Source organism: Paenibacillus alba, assembly GCF_013204855.1.
Taxonomy (GTDB): domain Bacteria; phylum Bacillota; class Bacilli; order Paenibacillales; family NBRC-103111; genus Paenibacillus_E; species Paenibacillus_E alba.
In genome coordinates this window covers 698788-715598 of sequence record NZ_JABMKZ010000002.1, presented here as the reverse complement: position 1 = coordinate 715598, position 16811 = coordinate 698788, and the positions used below count along the sequence as shown (strand labels likewise).

Genomic DNA, 16811 nt, shown 5'->3' with positions numbered 1-16811 from the left:
CGGATGCAGACTGATCGTTCATGCAAGGGATGCCGGGATGGGTACAACGTCACAGATGCTCAGATTAACAGGATTCTAGCAACGCCGATGTTTCAAGAGGCGAACTGTGTTCCGGATTCCGTTTATGATCACAGATTGCGAATATGCAGGGAATGCCCCAAGCTTCATGGCGGCCATACTTGTTCGATGTGTGGTTGCATTGTGCAAGTGACGGCTAAGTTGAAGAACAAGAGCTGTCCTATGGCTAGCTCGAACACGATTGGCTGGCAGAAGTATGAGGATTCGTGAGTGAGCCATGAATCGAGAGCCGTGGGAGGTTGGCGGTGAGACAGCCAACAATCGGCATGCTCTAGAACGCCGCATAAGAGGCGATGCCACGCGGAAACAGAGAAAACCTGCGATAATGCAGTTTTTCTCAACAAAGTCGCTTGAAAAATGGGAAATACCTGCGATTGTGCAGGTATTTTCTTGTTTTTCAACCCAAACGGATAAATCCGACTCCAAAAGATGCACTTTAGCAGGCATTTACTAATTAGCGGAATTTTTTGCGTAAAAAGATGCACAATCGCAGGTTTTTGCTTGCAGACAGGTGGCCGTTCTCGCCGTTTGCCGTTCGATTTTGGGCAACAGCGGATGTGGATCTTCATTGGTATAACCAAGAAAACCCATATTGTGGTAGAATAATTGGAAAAGTTAAGTTGGAATCAGTAGTTTGCAAAAGCTCAGGAGGTTCTCATGAAAAAATGGCTTGCTCTCCTCCTTCTTGCTGTATGTTGTTTGATCAGTTACTTCTGGAATGACACTCCGGACCAAAATCCTTACTTGATCACAGACTACAGCAGACTTCATCCTGTCAAAGTTGCAAGTGTAAAGAAAGGGCATGAAGAGGAGCAGTTGATAGGAATTTTGCAGGAAGCAAAAAAGAAGAATTTGAGCATTTCTATTGCCGGGCAGCGGCATAGCCAGGGTGGGCATACCTTTTACAAAGACAGTATTGTAGTGGACATGACTGCTTATAACCGCGTGCTGTCCTTCGATAAGGAGCATAAGCTCATTAACGTCCAAGCCGGAGCAACTTGGAAAGATGTACAAGATTACATTAATCCGTATGGATTAGCCGTAAAAACGATGCAATCTCAAAACATATTTACAATCGGAGGCTCACTAAGCGTCAATGCGCATGGCCGTGATATTCGTAACGGTTCACTTATCAAAAGTGTGGAGTCGTTCCGTTTGCTTACTGCGGATGGTCAAATCAAACAGGTTAGTCGTTCTGACAATGCCGAGTTGTTTCCGCTCGCAATTGGCGGGTATGGTCTTTTTGGCATTATTCTGGACGTAACGCTCTCATTAACGGACAATGAAATGTATAAAATCGCATTTGATCAAATGGATGTAAGTGCATACTCCACCTATTTTATGGAGCAGGTAAAGGCAAATCCCGATATTCACATGCATATTGCGCGAATTTCGGTAGCGCCGGAACATTTTTTGATCGATATGTACGCCATGAATTATGTGGTTGACCGTTCCATCCCTTTGCAGGATCATGATACTTTGAAAACACGAGAGTCAGGCGTTGAGATATCCAAGCTATTATTTAACTTTAATCGAACGTTTGACTGGGGCAAAACGCTGCTTTGGCAGCTGCAGGAACCTTTTTTCGCGAAACAAGCAGGTAAACTTGTAACTAGAAATAATGCGATGCGTTCGGAGTCGGCTTTCATGGCGTACGATCAGGCGGGGAGCAATGATTTGCTGCAGGAGTATTTTGTGCCTGTTCAGGAGTTTGCCGGTTTTGTGAATGATTTCAGGGCGCTGTTAAAGTCTGAAAATTTGAATCTGCTCAATATTACAGTGCGTTATGTGAATCAGGATGAAGAAGCTGAGCTTTCTTATGCCAAGGACGATATGTTTGCGCTAGTCTGTTTGTTTCAAGTTCCTTTGTCAGATCACGGGCAGTCACAAGTACGTACGGGTATTCAAAAAGTAATTGATCAAGTTATTCAGCACCGTGGCAGCTATTATTTGCCGTATGCCGCATATCCGAGGATTGATCAGTTTAAGGCTGTCTATCCTTCGCAAGAGACTTTTTTTCGAAAAATAGAGCAATACGATCCGAATCATCTATTCATGAACTATTTTTATATGGATTATAAAGGGGAATAGCTGGAAATGGATACAAAATGGCTTATCCGCTCTCAAAGCATCGTGACACTAGCGGCTGGTTTGATTTATCCTTATTACTTGCTGTTTCTCAAAAATTTGGGCAACAGCTTCTCGAAGTACGGGCTGGCTTTTGCGGTGTTTACCATTAGTTCTGCGGCTGTCTCGCAATGGCTGGCTCCTCGGCTTGATCGACAAGGGATCAAGTTGCTGACCTGGAGCTCTCTGGGGATGGCAGCCGCAATGCTTATGTTTCCTTGGGTGGAGAGCTACACATGGGTGCTTGCGATACAACTGCTCATGGGAGTTTGCAACGCCATGCAAAAGATGAGCGAGCGCCTGCTTATTGCCGATCATACAAGGGAAGGCGAGCGTGGGGCGATGATCGGGGCTTTTCACTTTTGGACATCCGTGGCCTCCGGCTTTGCCGTAATTCTCGGCGGGTACATCATTGATTGGCTTACAATCAATGTGCTTTTTTACGCGAGTGCGCTGCTGTATGCATGGAGCGCTTGGGTTACTTTTCAAGCGAGCAAGAGGCGTACGAACAAAACCTTAAAGGAGATGTAAGCTAACCTTAAGGTAAATCCATGGCTGCCTTCAGCGATGATTTGTATAGTGACAGTATGACTGGTAATGACGAATTAGGAACGATATGCGAGTAAATAGGTACCCGATTGTAAAAAGATTTCCCTTTTTTCTCCCTATTAGCTAAAGTTAAGACATTATTGTTATAGGGGATGGTCCAGATCTATAAGATACTGATTGTGGAAGACGATGCGAAAATTGCGGGTATGCTGCGTGCTGCCATTACAAAATATGATTATGAAGTGTTTGTAGTCGAGGAATTTCAGCATGTCCTGGATGATTTCTTGCAGGCTGAGGCCGATCTTGTACTCCTTGATGTGAATTTGCCCAAATATGATGGCTTCTATTGGTGTCGGCAAATACGTGCCAGATCGCTTTGCCCGATCCTATTCATCTCGGCGAGAGATAGCCAAATGGATCAAATCATGGCACTCGATAATGGAGCTGATGATTATATCACGAAGCCTTTCAACAGTGAAATCGTTATCGCGAAAATTCGCAGTCATCTGCGCAGAGCCTATGGCTCTTACGCGGCTGTTCAAGAAGAGGAGCGTAAGATCGAATGCGCTAAGCTTATTTTATATCCGGAGCGGTATATCATTGCTTACCAAGAGGCGACGGTCGAGCTTACGCAGAAGGAAGCCACACTTCTAGAAGTCTTGATGCTGAAGGAGGGCCGCGTTGTTGGCCGTGAGAAGCTGCTTGATATCATGTGGAACGACGAGCATTTTATCGACGACAACACCTTGAATGTGTATATGACGAGAGTTCGAAGAAAGCTGAAGGATTTGGGCTGTGACAATTGGATCGAAACGGTTCGAGGAGCCGGATACCGATTTCAGCCAGTGGAAGTTCAGTCATGAGGCTGTTCTGGAAGGAACAAGTCCCTTTGATCCTGTTTTTTTCCGTCCAAGTGCTTCTAGTGCCACTCCTATATGCTTTAACAGGTGAACATCGTCCGATGTCCATTATTTTATATGGAATCCTCATCAGCTTAACTGTACTCGTGCTGTACTTAGGTTATCGCTACGCGACACACCGTTTGATGTATAAGGAATTGTCGGCTGCCGAAAATGTCATCGACTATAATCACACCTCTTTGGGTCAGTCCCCGCTTTCTCAGGCCGTTTATGAACGAATGAGGCAATTCGATTCCCTTTATCGCGAGCAGTTGCACCAACATCAAGTTCATAAAGAGCAGCATACCGCATTCGTAAACCGCTGGGTACACCAGATGAAAACGCCGCTTTCTGTCATCCAGTTGACTCTGCCTGAGTTGGACGATGTAGTAGCCGATCATCTTCAAGAAGAGGTAGAACGGCTGCGCAATGGGTTAGAAATGGTCCTCTATACAGCTAGGCTAGAACGATTTGAACAAGACTTTACGGTTGAACCTGTATGGTTAAAAAGTGCAGTCAGTGAAGCCATAGCAAGGAATCGCAAACTGTTTATCCGCAAAAGCATTGTACCCGATTTCCAAATCGAGGAGACACTGCGAATTTACACAGATGTCAAATGGTTTCATTTTATTATGGACCAATTGCTTATTAATGCGGTCAATTACTCGGGGGCTGCCGGAAAAAAGGTGACGTTAAAAGCGGAAAGCTCAGAAGATAAGGTTATTCTTCATATCGTAGATGAAGGCATCGGTATTGCGAAGGAGGATATTGGGCGTGTTTTCCATCCGTATTTTACCGGGGATCGAGGGCGTCAATATCATGAATCGACCGGCATGGGACTATATCTGGTGCGTGAAATTTCACAAAAGCTTGGCCATCGAGTAGAAATCACTTCACAGCTTGGCGAGGGGACAATCCTTACGCTCATGTTCCGTAAAGTTCCTATGGAAAGTGAATCCAATTAAGTCAGTAAGGAGCTATTTCGATATGACAATTTTAGAAGTGAAGGCAGTAAATAAAGTGTACGAAGGCAAAGTGGCGACACAAGCGCTGACGGACATCCATTTTACAATTCAAAAAGGGGAGTTCGTTGGCATCATGGGACCCTCTGGCAGCGGTAAAACAACGCTGCTGAATATGGTTTCAACGATTGATCGCCCAACTTCAGGTGAGGTGAAAATCGGAGGTGCTGATCCTTTTCGAATGAAAAAAAATGAGTTAGCTTTGTTTCGCAGGCGACAGCTCGGATTCGTGTTTCAAGACTTTAATCTGCTGGATACGTTGACGGTCGCGGAAAATATCGTGCTTCCGTTAACGCTGGACAGAAGACCGCTGAAAGAGATGGAGTCGCTTCTGAGGCAAACAGCTGCGCGACTGGGAATAACGGAGATTCTAAATAAACGCGTATACGAAATCTCGGGAGGGCAGCGTCAACGCACCGCGATAGCCCGTGCCATTATTACCTTGCCGGTTCTACTGTTAGCCGATGAGCCAACCGGTTCCCTGGACTCGAACGCATCCCGTGTGGTCATGGAATCTTTGGCAGCCATCAACGAGAAGGAAGGCACGACGCTGATGCTGGTAACTCACGACCCTTTGGCGGCAAGCTATTGCAATCGTATCGTATTCATTAAGGATGGCAGATTAGCTGCTGAAATTCATCGCGGAGACAACCGGCAAACCTTTTTTCAGAAAATTATTGATATGCTGTCGTTCTGGGGAGGCAATACGAATGAACTTTCCTCAATTCGCGTTTAACAATGTGAAACGCAACGCGAGTGCATATATGGCTTACTTATTTAGCAGCGCATTTATGGTCATGATCTTCTTCAGCTATTCTGCTTTTATTTACCATCCTCAATTGAAAGAGACGCTAATGGGAGCTATGGCTAGATCAGGTATGAGCATTGCTACCTATATCGTCTATGTTTTCGCCTTTTTCTTCGTCCTGTATTCGATAGGCGTTTTCATAAAATCACGCAACCGTGAATTTGGCATCCTGACAATTCTGGGTGCAGAAGCCAAGCAGATCAATGGGCTTATTTTTCTTGAAAATATGATGATTGGTACCCTTTCAATCGTGATAGGAATTGTATTCGGGCTGCTCCTTTCCAAGCTGTTTTTGTTGATCTGCTCCAAAGTAATGGATATTGACGAGCTGCCATTCTACTGGCCGGGGAAAGCGATGCTCCTAACCATCCTATGTTTTGGCGTATTGTTTTTCACAATTTCCTTATTCACGCTCCTGTTTATTAATAAAAGGAAAGTGCTGGAGCTGCTCAAAGGCAGCAGCAAGCCTAAGCAAGAACCGAAAACCTCAGCACGGCTCGCTTTGTTTGGGACTGTTCTGCTCGCAATTGGTTTCGCGTCGCTGCATGTGGGGACATTGAATCCAGTCAGCTTAATGGTTGCTGCTTTTACCGGAATTGCTGGTACGTATTTCTTCTATTCACAACTCTCGGTTTGGATGATCAAAAGGCTCCAACGAAGCCATCAGCTCACATGGAAAGGGATAAATCTGCTGTGGATGTCTGAAATGAGCTACAAAATCAAAGACAATACCAGAATTTTATTTCTCGTAACGGTGATGACATCCCTAGCTTGTATGAGTGTCGGATTCGTACTGGCCTCGAAGCAAACGACTGAGGCTGCTTATAAAAACAACCCGTTTGCTATCTCTTATACGATGAATGATTCCAATCATCTGAACGATGAATTGAAGGAAATCGATGAACAATTGAAGGAAGCTGGACTCACATTTAAGCAGGCGACCATCGAAACAATCTACAACAAAATTAGTGCAAGCGAAAAAAGCTACCTGCAGTTGGTCTCGCTTCAGCAATATAATCAATTTGCACTAGAGATGGATGCAGCACCTGTTACGAAGTTATCTGATGGAGAGGCAATGTTGGTGCAAAGCCCGGAAGCTGAGAAAAAGAATGCGGATATTCAAGGGACAACCATCGGCATTCAACGTGTAAATTCAGTCCAGACAATTGCACTGAAGCAAAGAACGGATGCCATTGCGAATCTCACTTGGGCCGGCAGAGTGCTGATCTTGCCTGATCAGGATTATGAGGCAATCAAGGAGGAAAAGAGCAATAATAAAAATGCTGTCTTGCCATCTATTCACTACAAAACGATAAACGAGAAAGGGATTCCCGGCCAGAATGACCCGGAAACGAAAGTCGGAGAAACGCTAACTGCTTGGAACAAATCGCTGATGGATCAAGGGAAAACAAGCAACTATTTAACTGCCCGAGGCGAGACTTACTTCAGTAAGAAAAACGCAATGGCCTTATTCAGCTTCATTGGCTTATTCATTGCTCTAATCTTCTCCATTTCATCGGCAAGCTTCCTCTATTTCAAGCTTCATACGGAGCTAGTTGTCGACGGGATCATGTATCGTTCCTTGTCCAAGATGGGTCTCAGCAGCAAAGAGATGAATAAGTCCGCGACACGGCAGATTGCTTTACTCTTTTTCATTCCAATTATCGTTGCCGCGATTCAGTCCTTGGTTGTACTTGGACCTATATTGAACTATATTTCAATCCCTTATGTAAGAGGTCCTGTGTTTCTTGCTACTACTGCGTTTCTTGCGCTGCAGATCATTTATTTCCTGATCGTAAGAGCACGGTATATTCAAGCCGTCAACCATAATATGGTTTGAAACGATTAGACAGCCCGACAAGAATACGATTATAATAGGAATAGTAGTACCATGTTACATGGAACGGAAAACCGAGTTGTCATCAGAGCAGTCTGGTGCACTCGGTTCTTTCTTTGCAATCGTGAATAAGTGGAGGAGGAAGACAGATGAAATATCGTCAACTGGGAAATACGGAGCTGCAAGTCAGTGAGGTCAGTTTTGGCACTTGGGCAATTGGCGGGGGCTGGGGAGATGCGGATGACCAGGAGGCATTGAACGGTTTGAGCCGAGCGATGGACGCGGGAGTCAATTTCTTCGACACAGCAGATGTCTATGGCTCCGGTCATGCCGAAGAGCTGCTCGCGAAAGCGACCAAAGGTAAAGAAGACAACATTCATGTGGCCACGAAGTTTTGCCGTGCAGGTGATATTCATGATTTACATACTTATTCAGAGGAGTCCGTCCGTGCCTATTGTGAAAATAGTCTGAAACGGTTGCAACGCGAGCGCATTGATCTCTATCAGATTCATTGCCCACCTCTTGCGATTCTGAAGGATGGTCATGTATTTGAAGTTTTGGAGAAGTTAAAAACGGAAGGCAAAATCCGTCATTACGGTGTGAGTGTCGAGACCGTTGAGGAAGGCTTGTTCTGTCTAAATGTGCCGGGTGTGAAGGCGCTTCAAGTGATTTATAACTTGTTTCGCCAGAAGCCTACGGAAGCTTTGTTTCCGCAAGCGAAGGCTGCCGGTGTAGGTATTCTTGTGAGATTGCCACTGGCTAGCGGCTTATTGACGGGGAAATTTAATGAAACGAGCACATTTGCGGCTGACGATCATCGTAATTTCAACGCGAACGGTGAACAGTTTAATGTAGGCGAGACCTTCGCTGGCCTGCCTTTTGCCAAAGGTGTCGAGCTGGCCAGAGAGCTGGCTTGGATCGCGGAAGGCCGTGGCAACATGGCGAAAGCTTCCATGCGTTGGATTCTGGACAATCCGAACATCACCTGCGTGATTCCCGGATTTAAAAATGAGCGTCAAGTCGAGGATAACCTTGGGACGGCGCAAGTTGCCTCGTTTACGGCAGCTGAGCTGGAACGTCTTCAGCAATTTTATCATGATCAAGTGAAGGATCATATTCGGGGACCTTATTAGGTTTTTTGACAGGCTTCATTGGCATGATTCACAGTGTCATTGCGTGATCAATCTGGACTTTTCCCCATGTTTTTAAGAGGGAACCCCAAGCTTCTTCAGATACATCGGTGATACAGTTGAGGTATCATTTGTATGGCTTATGTAACCCGAAGAGGAGCTGATTTCATGACGATGGAGAAAGTCGCAGAAAACGTATGGAAAGAAATGCTGAAGGATCACAGCGGAGAATGGGGAATGGATATCGATCACTGGGATTGGGTGCCTGGTGTAGGTGTAATCGCTTTGCTGTCGTATTATGAGGCTGTTCAGCAACCGGAAGTTCTGGATTATCTTCTGAGCTGGGTTGAGAAGAATAAGAAGAAAGCTGTGGGGAACACGGTCATTAATTCAGTTGCACCTTTTGCCATTTTCCCTAAGCTTTATCGCTTGACGAATGAGCCATGGTTTCGCAATGAGTCACTCCGGGTTGCGGAGTGGATGGTATCCGAGGCGCCGCGGACGCGCGAACTTGCGTTCGAGCACACGGTAACCGAAAATGCCGAGTTCGCTGAGCAAGTATGGGCGGATACGATCTTTATGGCGGTATTGTTTCTGGCGCGCACTGCAGCGCTGGAAGGCAGCACGAAATATGCGGAAGAAGCGCTGCAGCAAGTGCTCATTCACCTTCGAGTGCTTCAGGATGAGCAGACAGGTGTGTTGTTTCATGGCTGGAACTGCAATTCTGGCGATCATATGTCGGCTGCGCGCTGGACAAGAGCGAATGGCTGGATAGCAGCAGCGGTTCCTTTGATCGTGGAACAGATTTCTCCGCTCATTCCAATCCCAAGTGAGCTGCAGGAACGTTATTCCCGATTGATTGCCGGTCTTCTTTCCTTTCAGCAAGCTGATGGCTTATGGAGCACGGTGATGGATCAACCGGCGTTCTATCACGAAGTATCGGGAAGCGCAGGGATCGGCTACGGGATATGGAAAGCGATGGATATCGGTTTGATTGAGAACCATGCGCGGTATGATGCCGCTGCCCAGAGGGTCGTGCAAGCCGTGTCTTCCTATATATCGGAGGATGGAATTGTGGGAGGGGTCTCCGGGGGAACACCCGTCATGGAGAGTATCGCGGCCTATCAAGAGATTGCCATCTATCCAACGCTATACGGGCAAGGGCTGGCGCTCATGCTGCTGTCCGAGTCGCTAAGAAAGCAAAAGGCAGGAAGTCCTCAAACGCAACGCTGATTGGCTCGTAATGCTTCAAGTCGGAGAAGCTTAATTAAGGTTAGAATCAGGCAACTAGGCATCCGCTGGGTTGCCTAGTTGGCGTTTCACTGCTTCTTTGCGATACTGGTTTGGCGTGAGCGTTGTCCCTTTTTTGAAAACATTAAAAAAATGAGAAATATCGCCGAAGCCTATAGCTGCTGCGATTTCCGTTATCGCCAAGTCGGTTTCAGCTAGTAACCGCTTCGCTTTATTTAGCCGATACTCCGTTAAAAACTGCTTGATTGTGATCCCTGTTGTCTCTTTGAATAAGTTGAACAATCGGGAGCGAGATACTGGGAAACGGGCAAGCAGATCATCAATATACAATTCCTCTTGGTGATGTGTGATTAGATAGGAAAGCACATCTCCGACAATTTGCTCATCTTCTGATTTGACAGGACGAATGGACGTAGGATCACCTTGCAAGCTAAGAAGCAGCAGGAAGAATTCGGAGATTCCTTTTAGAACACTTAATTCAAAATGAGGTTCTTTAAGCCGCAGGGAACGTTCTAATTCGAACATGAGGGTTTGCAGCTGATTGAGCTGTTGAACCGTTAAGAAATAATGACTGGAATCGGGGTGTACCGCTTTCAAGAGTCTTTGCATCGATAAATCGGACGGATGCCATATTGCGTGAAGCTTGTCGAGATAAGATTCATCAATGGAAAGCACATAGCGATGGAATTCTTTGTCCTGAACATGAAAAGGGCGATGAATGACGTTCGGATGCACAACCGTTAAAGTGCCGGCATGCAAGGGATACAAGATGTCTCCTACTATATAGGAGCCTGATCCTTGGAAGACAAAATAAAACTCATACCCGTTATGAGAATGAAGAAGCTGCATATCTAAAGGCACCATACGAAGTTCGCAATGAACAGGATAAGCGGCAAGAAAATGATTCGTATAAGTGTCAATGGCATAGGCTGGAACAGATTCAAGCTCAGTATGGTCCATGAAAATCACCTCCATGATGGTTAGTCTTTCTCTTCATTTGCTCTTTACTATACGAGATTATATAGCGGAAAGACAAGCGCAAGCCCATTATTTCCCGAGAAATAAACCAATAGATGTATGCGATTGCAAAAGAGAGCATCCATCTTTACAGAAGGAAAAGGCGGTGTTAAGATAAAATCATACACGATACATAGTATATGATGATGGAAAGGGGACTTCAGGCGTGAATGACTGGAAGCTTAGGTATACAAGATCAGCGCAGGATTGGTCACAGGGGTTGCCGCTGGGGAACGGGAGACTTGGAGCCGTTGTTTATGGGGGGAAACGTTTGCTTCACATGCAGATGACCTTATCGTTTCGCATCTATGGAGCGAGCAGCTTGGCTCTCTTTCTTTTATGCTTGGTGTCGAACGGTTGACGGAACGTATGGTAAGCGAGACAGCCTCAGGCGATTCGTTGATTTTCAAAGCTCATGCGACTGAAACGATGCATAGCAATGGCGAATGCGGTGTACACAGCCATGGGATATTCAAAGTAGTCGCACATGGGGGTACCGTGAGCATGAATGGCGGTCAAATAGCCTACAAACTCGATAGCAAGCTGCAAATGACGGAGCAGAAATAAGGAAATTTGTATGCTCTGCACCCCAATTGTACCTAGGCGGCATGAACCAAAGTCGATATAATCAGCGTGTATCAAGTAAGCGCTATCATTATAGAGATAGGGTTGAATGCTTCTTAGGTAATTTGGGGGAGGTTAAAGAAATGAATGCGTTACATCAAGCAAGTCAGCATGCAATTGTTTACGATCGTCCGGCTGTTCACTTCTTTGAAGGGGCATTGCTGGGCAATGGAGGATTGGGAGCAGTTGTTACGACCCGCCCCGATTCGGTGCTTATTCATTTTGGCCATAACAACGTTTGGGATATAAGAATTGCGGAGCAAAACCAAGATCAACTGGGCACATTCGAGAGCTTGTTTGAAAGACTGAAGGAAATCCCTGAGCATTATGCTTCATTAAGTGAAGAGAACTGGTACAAAGAGTACGTGGCTATGGCTGCTGAGAACTATAGCTTTCCGTATCCGCGTCCAATGCCCTGCGGTTCCTTGCTGCTGGGCTTTGACCAACGCACGACGGAAGTGCTTGGACATACTTTACATATCGACAATGGACGATGCGACATTCATTTTCTAGTTCATGGGGTACCTGCTTCGCTCCAAGTATTTGTTGATCAGCATGCTGATCGCCTATGGGTTGCTATGAAAGAGGGCAGTATGACCGATCCGATAGCTTCCTTTGTCAATCGACTAAAGCTTATACCTGACCCTTCCACGCCGCAAGAACTTCCCCGCTTTCGCTCTTTGGTTGATATTTCAAGCAAAGAGGTTGCCTTTCATCAAACTTTGCCGTACTCCAATAAAGAAGATGGAGCGTCAGCGGATAGTTCCCTAGACCGCGCCTTTCGCTTATCCGCGAAGCTCTCCGCCGCCATTCCGGTTCAGGAAAGTGATCAGGAGCTGGAGCTGCGGCTCGGGAGTGGAACTGATTTCTTCGTTTGTGTCCAATTGGAAGAAGGACTTGCGTCAACCGTTACCGAAATAGTAAAGCCGATCGATTCACCTACGAAGCAGTCTTGCGAATCCGCTTTTTCGGAATCCGAAAGAAGTTGGCAGGCTTACTGGTCTCGTTCGGGTGTTGCCTTGGAAGATGCGTTTCTGGAGCAAATGTGGTATCGAAATTTATATTTCTTCCACTGCTCTGTGAAAGCGGAAGCGACATGTCCAGGTATTTTTGCCAATTGGAGCTATGGTAGGATCAGTGCGGAATGGCATGGCGATTACCATATGAATTATAATACACAGCAGCCATTTTGGGTCGCGTTCTCAAGCAACCATGTGGATAAGCATCTGGCTTACGTGAATATGGTGGACCATGTCCTGCCTATTAGCCAGAAATGGGCCAAAGACTACTATGGGCTTCGAGGTGCTTACTATCCGCATTCTGCTTACCCGGTTGAGATGAATGTAATGCCGTATCCAGTGCCTCACTGGGGATGGGAGATATGCGAAACCCCATGGACGGTGCAGAGCCTGTGGTGGCATTATTTATATACGATGGACAAAACGTTCTTGGCTGATCGGGCTTTCAGGCCAATGAAAGAAGCGGTTCTGTTTATGGTGGATTATATGAAACGGCCGGATGCGCACGGCGAATCCTGGGGAGATGACCGTTATCACATTTTCCCGACCGTGGTGCCGGAGCTTTACGAGCTAACGCCTGGCTTCAAAAAGAACAGCGACTGCATCGTGGATTTGACTTTAACGAAATTTCTGTTTCATGCCTATAAGCAAGCTTGTAGCGAGCTTGAGCGAATCGAAGATGAGGCGGAACTACTGACTGAAGTTGAAGAGGTTTTGCTTAAATTCCCAGACTATCCGGTTGCACAGTCGCAACGGGGCAAAGTATTCGTATCTGTTCCAAGCGAGGACCCGGAAGTGGTCTATAATGTCCCTAATGGGGTATCGACGATATTTCCCGGAGAAGACCATGGCTTGCATTCGGATCCGGAAACGTATGAGATCGCCGTTAATTCCTATCGGAATCACCGCAATGAAGGCGGCAATGATCTTGTTTTTTATCATCTTGCCGGGGCTCGCTTAGGTCAGCTCGATCTGGACCGCTTTAAGCGTCACGTGGCCTACTGCATGCTGCCCAATGGTACCTGTACGGACAAATTGCTGCAATCCGGAGGCAGATACTCCGATACGACAGCGTATGGCTACATGGGAGAAATGGGTGTCTGGTTTGAGAATTTCGCTTTGCCTGCTGTTATCAATGAATGTTTGCTGCAAAGCTATAAGGGTATACTGCGCTTTTTTCCCAACTGGTCGCTGCAGACCCGTGCGGAGTTCTCTACCTTGCGTGCCGTAGGCGGATTTCTTGTAAGTGCAGAGGCGCAGCAAGGCGATATCCAGTGGATAGAGATTTATAGTGAAGCTGTCTCTGAGCTTCGTATATATAACCCATGGGAACAGGGCGTGAGGTGCTTACGCCAAAGCGGAGAAGAAACAAGATCTGGGCACATGATCACGATGCCAACAACACCAGGAGAGCATATTCGGTTCATACGAGCGCAGCATTCATTTTGAGCGAATACCGCTTATTCATCCAAAGCATTTCCGAAACTTCCACTCTGGAAGGGAGAATTGCCGTGCCTAAATATTCACGTATTTTTCGGAGATTTTTGATCTCCTATATCGTTATTTTAATCATTCCGAGCATTGCCGGTTATATGTCCTATCGTACAGCAATTTCAGTTACCCAATCCATTTCCATCGAAAATAAAGTGACGCAGCTTCAAAAGAGTCAAGAGATTTTGGAGCGGCGAATCGCCGAGGTGGAGAGCTTTACAAGGCAGCTGGCTCTAAATCAAGATTTAAGCTTATTGTTGAGCGAAAACTTAGTGGATGAGAAAGCAAACGTGTATGGCATCTGGAAAATCACGAGAGACATTAAGGCTTACAGCCAGACTAATGATTTCTTAAAGCATTTTTACATTTATTTAAGAAATTTTAACGTGATTATCACACCGGGAAATGCCTATTTTCGGCCCGAGCATTATTACCAGACCTCGCGTTATGCCAATTTATCATTGGAGGAATGGAAAAGCCGTATTTTAGACAAAACCCATAGAAGTGAGATGCTGCCGCTAAGTCCTTTTATCAATAATGGCGTGCAAACGTCCGTGATTACCTTTATGCAATCGCTCCCATTAGACAGCTTCAATGATACATCGCCCGCTATGGTGGTTACGGTTATCGATGAGCAAACGATCAATGGCGTGCTCTCTGGACTGCGGGATCCAGATGGCGGTTGGACGTATATTAGCGATGCGCAGGGACGTACGCTTAGTTTGCAGGGCATTAAACAGCAGGAGATTGACCAGCTATCCTCGGACAGCCGTTTGGATAAAAAGAAAATGAGTCAATTTTATGCGGATGACCTCGTCATTACGATTCGTTCCGAATCATCCGGTTGGGTATATCGTGCAGGCATTCCCAGACACAATTTAATGGAGAATGCGAACAAAATTAAATACATCACTTGGTCTGTAACGGGCGTTGCGCTGCTTATTGGGCTCTTGGTAGGGCTTCTGCTATCCTATCGCCATACCGCTCCGATCACGAAGCTGCTGGGTGTAATGAAAGAGCAGTTCGGCAAGGATGCGACGCTGGGGCGTAATGAATATGACTTCTTGCAGGGCAATATTTCTCATATTATTACGAACAACAAACGGCTCGAGTCTGAGCTGAATCGCCAGCTTCCGCTCATTCGGGATGCTTTTCTGAAACGGCTTATCGCCGGGGAATTTCAATCCAGAGAAGAGAGCATTTCTGCTGCGGCGCAAGCGGATACGGGTTTGAATATGAATGCCGGCTATACCGGTATTTTGCAAATTAACGGCTATTCAGGCATGGATAGCGTTGAAATTCTGAACGAGCTTAATGCCGCCAGGCTTATTTTGAAGCAATTTCTGCTGGAATCTGGCAGTCCGTTGAACGTTCAAATGACAGATGTAGGCTCTGATCGCATAGTAGCCATTTTCACGCCTGTCGATCAGGATGAACTAGAGGGAATTCGCAAGGAAGATATTGAAGGACTCATGAATACGCTGGCTGAATCAGCCTTTAATGAATATCGCATTACGATTACAGCAGCAATCAGCGATCCTTTCTCCTCCATTGTGGAGGTCAGCCGTTCCTATGAGCAAGCTAGGCAAGCGTGGGAATACGCCGTTTATATGAATCGAAAAGGGATCGTCTGGTTCAGCGACACTCAGATTGAGAGCAACACCTATTATTATCCTATTGATGTGGAGCTGCGCTTGATCAGTACGATTAGAGCAGGCGACATCCATGAGGCTGAGCGCATCGTCCAAGCCATTATTGAGCAAAACACGCGAAATCGAGAGCTATCGATGGAAATGAAGCATCAATTTATCGGCGAATTGAAGGGCACCTTGCTGAAGCTGCTGGATCAGAAAGCGTTGATGGAGTCCCCCTTATTTGAGAAAATCAAAGACCGAATCATTGGTATTCAGACACAGGATGGGATTGAAATCATTTCCCGAGAAATATCAGATATTATCTTCGCGATGTGTGAGGTCATTTCGAGTAAAAAAAGCGATATCCATATCAAAACCGTGAAACAAATTAACGAGTTTATCGCTGAGATGTATTCGGACCCAGATCTAAATTTATATCGAATCGCTGAAAAAGTAGAACGTCCAGAGAAGTATATTTCCCAGCTGTTTAAAGAAGTAACGGGCACCAATTTATCCGATCATTTGGAAAAAGTAAGGATGGATCATGCGGCTGATCTGCTAAAACGAAACGAATTCAATGTGGATGAAATCGCCACGCATGTCGGATACAACAGCTCACATTCGTTTCGCAGAGCTTTCAAGCGCGTGATGGGCGTTTCGCCTACTTCGTTTAGGCAGTCTGCTGAGGACTGAAAAGGGCTGGGTGGTTAGAAGTAGAGGGATAAGATATTTTTAGCTCCGGAGCGGGAGGCATGGGGTACAGATTGGGGCGGGCTTGGGAGGCCGGATCTGCCTGCCGGATGCTGAACATTTGAAAACCTGCGAAAATGCAGGCTTTTTCAGCGAAACGGCAAGAAAAACGGGAATTCCTGCAAATGTGCAGGAATTTTTCTGTTTTTCGTCCTTTAGTCCGGAAAATGCTTCGAAAGGATGCATAATTGCAGGAATTTACTGATTTTGGGTTAAACCAAGAGCAAAAAGATGCATAATTGCAGGAATATTTCTCAGGGTCTCGGGGACGGAAGGCATGAGGCATGGCTTGCCTTGGGGGTGCTGGATCTGCTCACCCGGATGCTGAACCTTTGGAAACCTGCGAAAATGCAGGCTTTTTCAGCGAAACGGCGAGAAAAACGGGAATTCCTGCAAATGTGCAGGAATTTTTCGGTTTTTCGTCCTTTAGTCCGGAAAATGCTTCGAAAGGATGCATAATTGCAGGAATTTACTGATTTTGGGTTAAACCAAGAGCAAAAGGATGCATAATTGCAGGAATATTGTAAGTTAAGCGAGGGGGAGACTTTACTTGGTGAGAAGTAACCCTCAAACTG

The 16811-nt window shown here is 46.0% G+C and carries 14 protein-coding genes; 13 read left to right on the top strand and 1 reads right to left on the bottom strand.

Features of this window, described 5'->3' with window-relative positions; translation table 11 throughout:
• Positions 1 to 3 precede the first annotated feature (3 nt).
• The 9 genes from HQN90_RS38490 (at position 4) to HQN90_RS03430 (ending at position 9683) form a co-directional block, all read left to right on the top strand.
• Positions 4 to 288 carry a DUF6171 family protein gene (locus tag HQN90_RS38490; protein WP_246362019.1) on the top strand — a complete coding sequence of 95 codons (285 nt, stop codon included), beginning with the start codon at positions 4 to 6 and terminating at the stop codon, positions 286 to 288.
• Between the two features lie 447 nt (positions 289 to 735).
• Positions 736 to 2169, top strand: a complete 1434-nt coding sequence (locus tag HQN90_RS03465) for an FAD-binding oxidoreductase (protein WP_173216386.1) — start codon at positions 736 to 738, stop codon at positions 2167 to 2169.
• Positions 2170 to 2175: 6 nt separating this feature from the next.
• Complete coding sequence (locus tag HQN90_RS03460) at positions 2176 to 2736, top strand: MFS transporter (protein WP_173216384.1); 561 nt, start codon at positions 2176 to 2178, stop codon at positions 2734 to 2736.
• 179 nt (positions 2737 to 2915) lie between these two features.
• Positions 2916 to 3617, top strand: coding sequence for a winged helix-turn-helix domain-containing protein (locus tag HQN90_RS03455; protein WP_173216505.1), 702 nt, complete (start codon positions 2916 to 2918; stop codon positions 3615 to 3617).
• A 98-nt stretch (positions 3618 to 3715) separates the two neighbouring features.
• Positions 3716 to 4618, top strand: a complete 903-nt coding sequence (locus tag HQN90_RS03450) for a sensor histidine kinase (RefSeq protein ID WP_338042268.1) — start codon at positions 3716 to 3718, stop codon at positions 4616 to 4618.
• A 22-nt stretch (positions 4619 to 4640) separates the two neighbouring features.
• The gene (locus HQN90_RS03445; RefSeq protein ID WP_173216380.1) at positions 4641 to 5411 is read left to right on the top strand and encodes an ABC transporter ATP-binding protein; all 771 of its coding nucleotides are present in this window, start codon (positions 4641 to 4643) and stop codon (positions 5409 to 5411) included.
• The gene (locus HQN90_RS03440) at positions 5386 to 7323 is read left to right on the top strand and encodes an FtsX-like permease family protein (protein ID WP_173216378.1); all 1938 of its coding nucleotides are present in this window, start codon (positions 5386 to 5388) and stop codon (positions 7321 to 7323) included. Before HQN90_RS03445 ends, HQN90_RS03440 begins: the two co-directional genes overlap by 26 nt.
• A gap of 146 nt (positions 7324 to 7469) precedes the next feature.
• Positions 7470 to 8453 carry an aldo/keto reductase gene (locus HQN90_RS03435; protein WP_173216376.1) on the top strand — a complete coding sequence of 328 codons (984 nt, stop codon included), beginning with the start codon at positions 7470 to 7472 and terminating at the stop codon, positions 8451 to 8453.
• Positions 8454 to 8618: 165 nt separating this feature from the next.
• Positions 8619 to 9683 (top strand): glycoside hydrolase family 88/105 protein, encoded by a 1065-nt coding sequence (locus HQN90_RS03430; RefSeq protein WP_173216374.1) that lies wholly within the window; start codon positions 8619 to 8621, stop codon positions 9681 to 9683.
• 54 nt (positions 9684 to 9737) lie between these two features.
• Here HQN90_RS03430 and HQN90_RS03425 read toward each other — a convergent pair whose 3' ends face one another.
• Positions 9738 to 10661 (bottom strand): AraC family transcriptional regulator, encoded by a 924-nt coding sequence (locus tag HQN90_RS03425; RefSeq protein WP_173216372.1) that lies wholly within the window; start codon positions 10659 to 10661, stop codon positions 9738 to 9740.
• Between the two features lie 223 nt (positions 10662 to 10884).
• Here HQN90_RS03425 and HQN90_RS39845 point away from each other — a divergent pair, with 223 nt between their 5' ends.
• From HQN90_RS39845 to HQN90_RS03410, 4 genes are all read left to right on the top strand, one after another.
• The gene (locus HQN90_RS39845) at positions 10885 to 11079 is read left to right on the top strand and encodes a glycoside hydrolase N-terminal domain-containing protein (protein ID WP_420851024.1); all 195 of its coding nucleotides are present in this window, start codon (positions 10885 to 10887) and stop codon (positions 11077 to 11079) included.
• A complete protein-coding gene (locus HQN90_RS03420; protein ID WP_420851027.1) occupies positions 11013 to 11285 on the top strand; it encodes a glycoside hydrolase family 95 protein in 273 nt (90 codons plus the stop codon). Before HQN90_RS39845 ends, HQN90_RS03420 begins: the two co-directional genes overlap by 67 nt.
• Before the next feature lie 140 nt (positions 11286 to 11425).
• The gene (locus tag HQN90_RS03415) at positions 11426 to 13810 is read left to right on the top strand and encodes a glycosyl hydrolase family 95 catalytic domain-containing protein (protein ID WP_173216368.1); all 2385 of its coding nucleotides are present in this window, start codon (positions 11426 to 11428) and stop codon (positions 13808 to 13810) included.
• Between the two features lie 62 nt (positions 13811 to 13872).
• Positions 13873 to 16179: a helix-turn-helix domain-containing protein gene (locus HQN90_RS03410; protein WP_173216366.1), complete on the top strand. Its 2307-nt coding sequence runs from the start codon at positions 13873 to 13875 to the stop codon at positions 16177 to 16179.
• The last annotated feature ends 632 nt before the right edge of the window (positions 16180 to 16811 follow it).

What these genes read in the sequence shown, in the direction of transcription:
- HQN90_RS38490 (WP_246362019.1), top strand. Translation starts at nt 4, where the DNA reads ATGCAGACTGATCGTTCATGCAAGGGATGCCGGGATGGGTACAACGTC.
- HQN90_RS03465 (WP_173216386.1), top strand. Translation starts at nt 736, where the DNA reads ATGAAAAAATGGCTTGCTCTCCTCCTTCTTGCTGTATGTTGTTTGATC.
- HQN90_RS03460 (WP_173216384.1), top strand. Translation starts at nt 2,176, where the DNA reads ATGGATACAAAATGGCTTATCCGCTCTCAAAGCATCGTGACACTAGCG.
- HQN90_RS03450 (WP_338042268.1), top strand. Translation starts at nt 3,716, where the DNA reads ATGTCCATTATTTTATATGGAATCCTCATCAGCTTAACTGTACTCGTG.
- HQN90_RS03445 (WP_173216380.1), top strand. Translation starts at nt 4,641, where the DNA reads ATGACAATTTTAGAAGTGAAGGCAGTAAATAAAGTGTACGAAGGCAAA.
- HQN90_RS03440 (WP_173216378.1), top strand. Translation starts at nt 5,386, where the DNA reads ATGAACTTTCCTCAATTCGCGTTTAACAATGTGAAACGCAACGCGAGT.
- HQN90_RS03435 (WP_173216376.1), top strand. Translation starts at nt 7,470, where the DNA reads ATGAAATATCGTCAACTGGGAAATACGGAGCTGCAAGTCAGTGAGGTC.
- HQN90_RS03430 (WP_173216374.1), top strand. Translation starts at nt 8,619, where the DNA reads ATGACGATGGAGAAAGTCGCAGAAAACGTATGGAAAGAAATGCTGAAG.
- HQN90_RS03425 (WP_173216372.1), bottom strand. Translation starts at nt 10,661, where the DNA reads ATGGACCATACTGAGCTTGAATCTGTTCCAGCCTATGCCATTGACACT.
- HQN90_RS03415 (WP_173216368.1), top strand. Translation starts at nt 11,426, where the DNA reads ATGAATGCGTTACATCAAGCAAGTCAGCATGCAATTGTTTACGATCGT.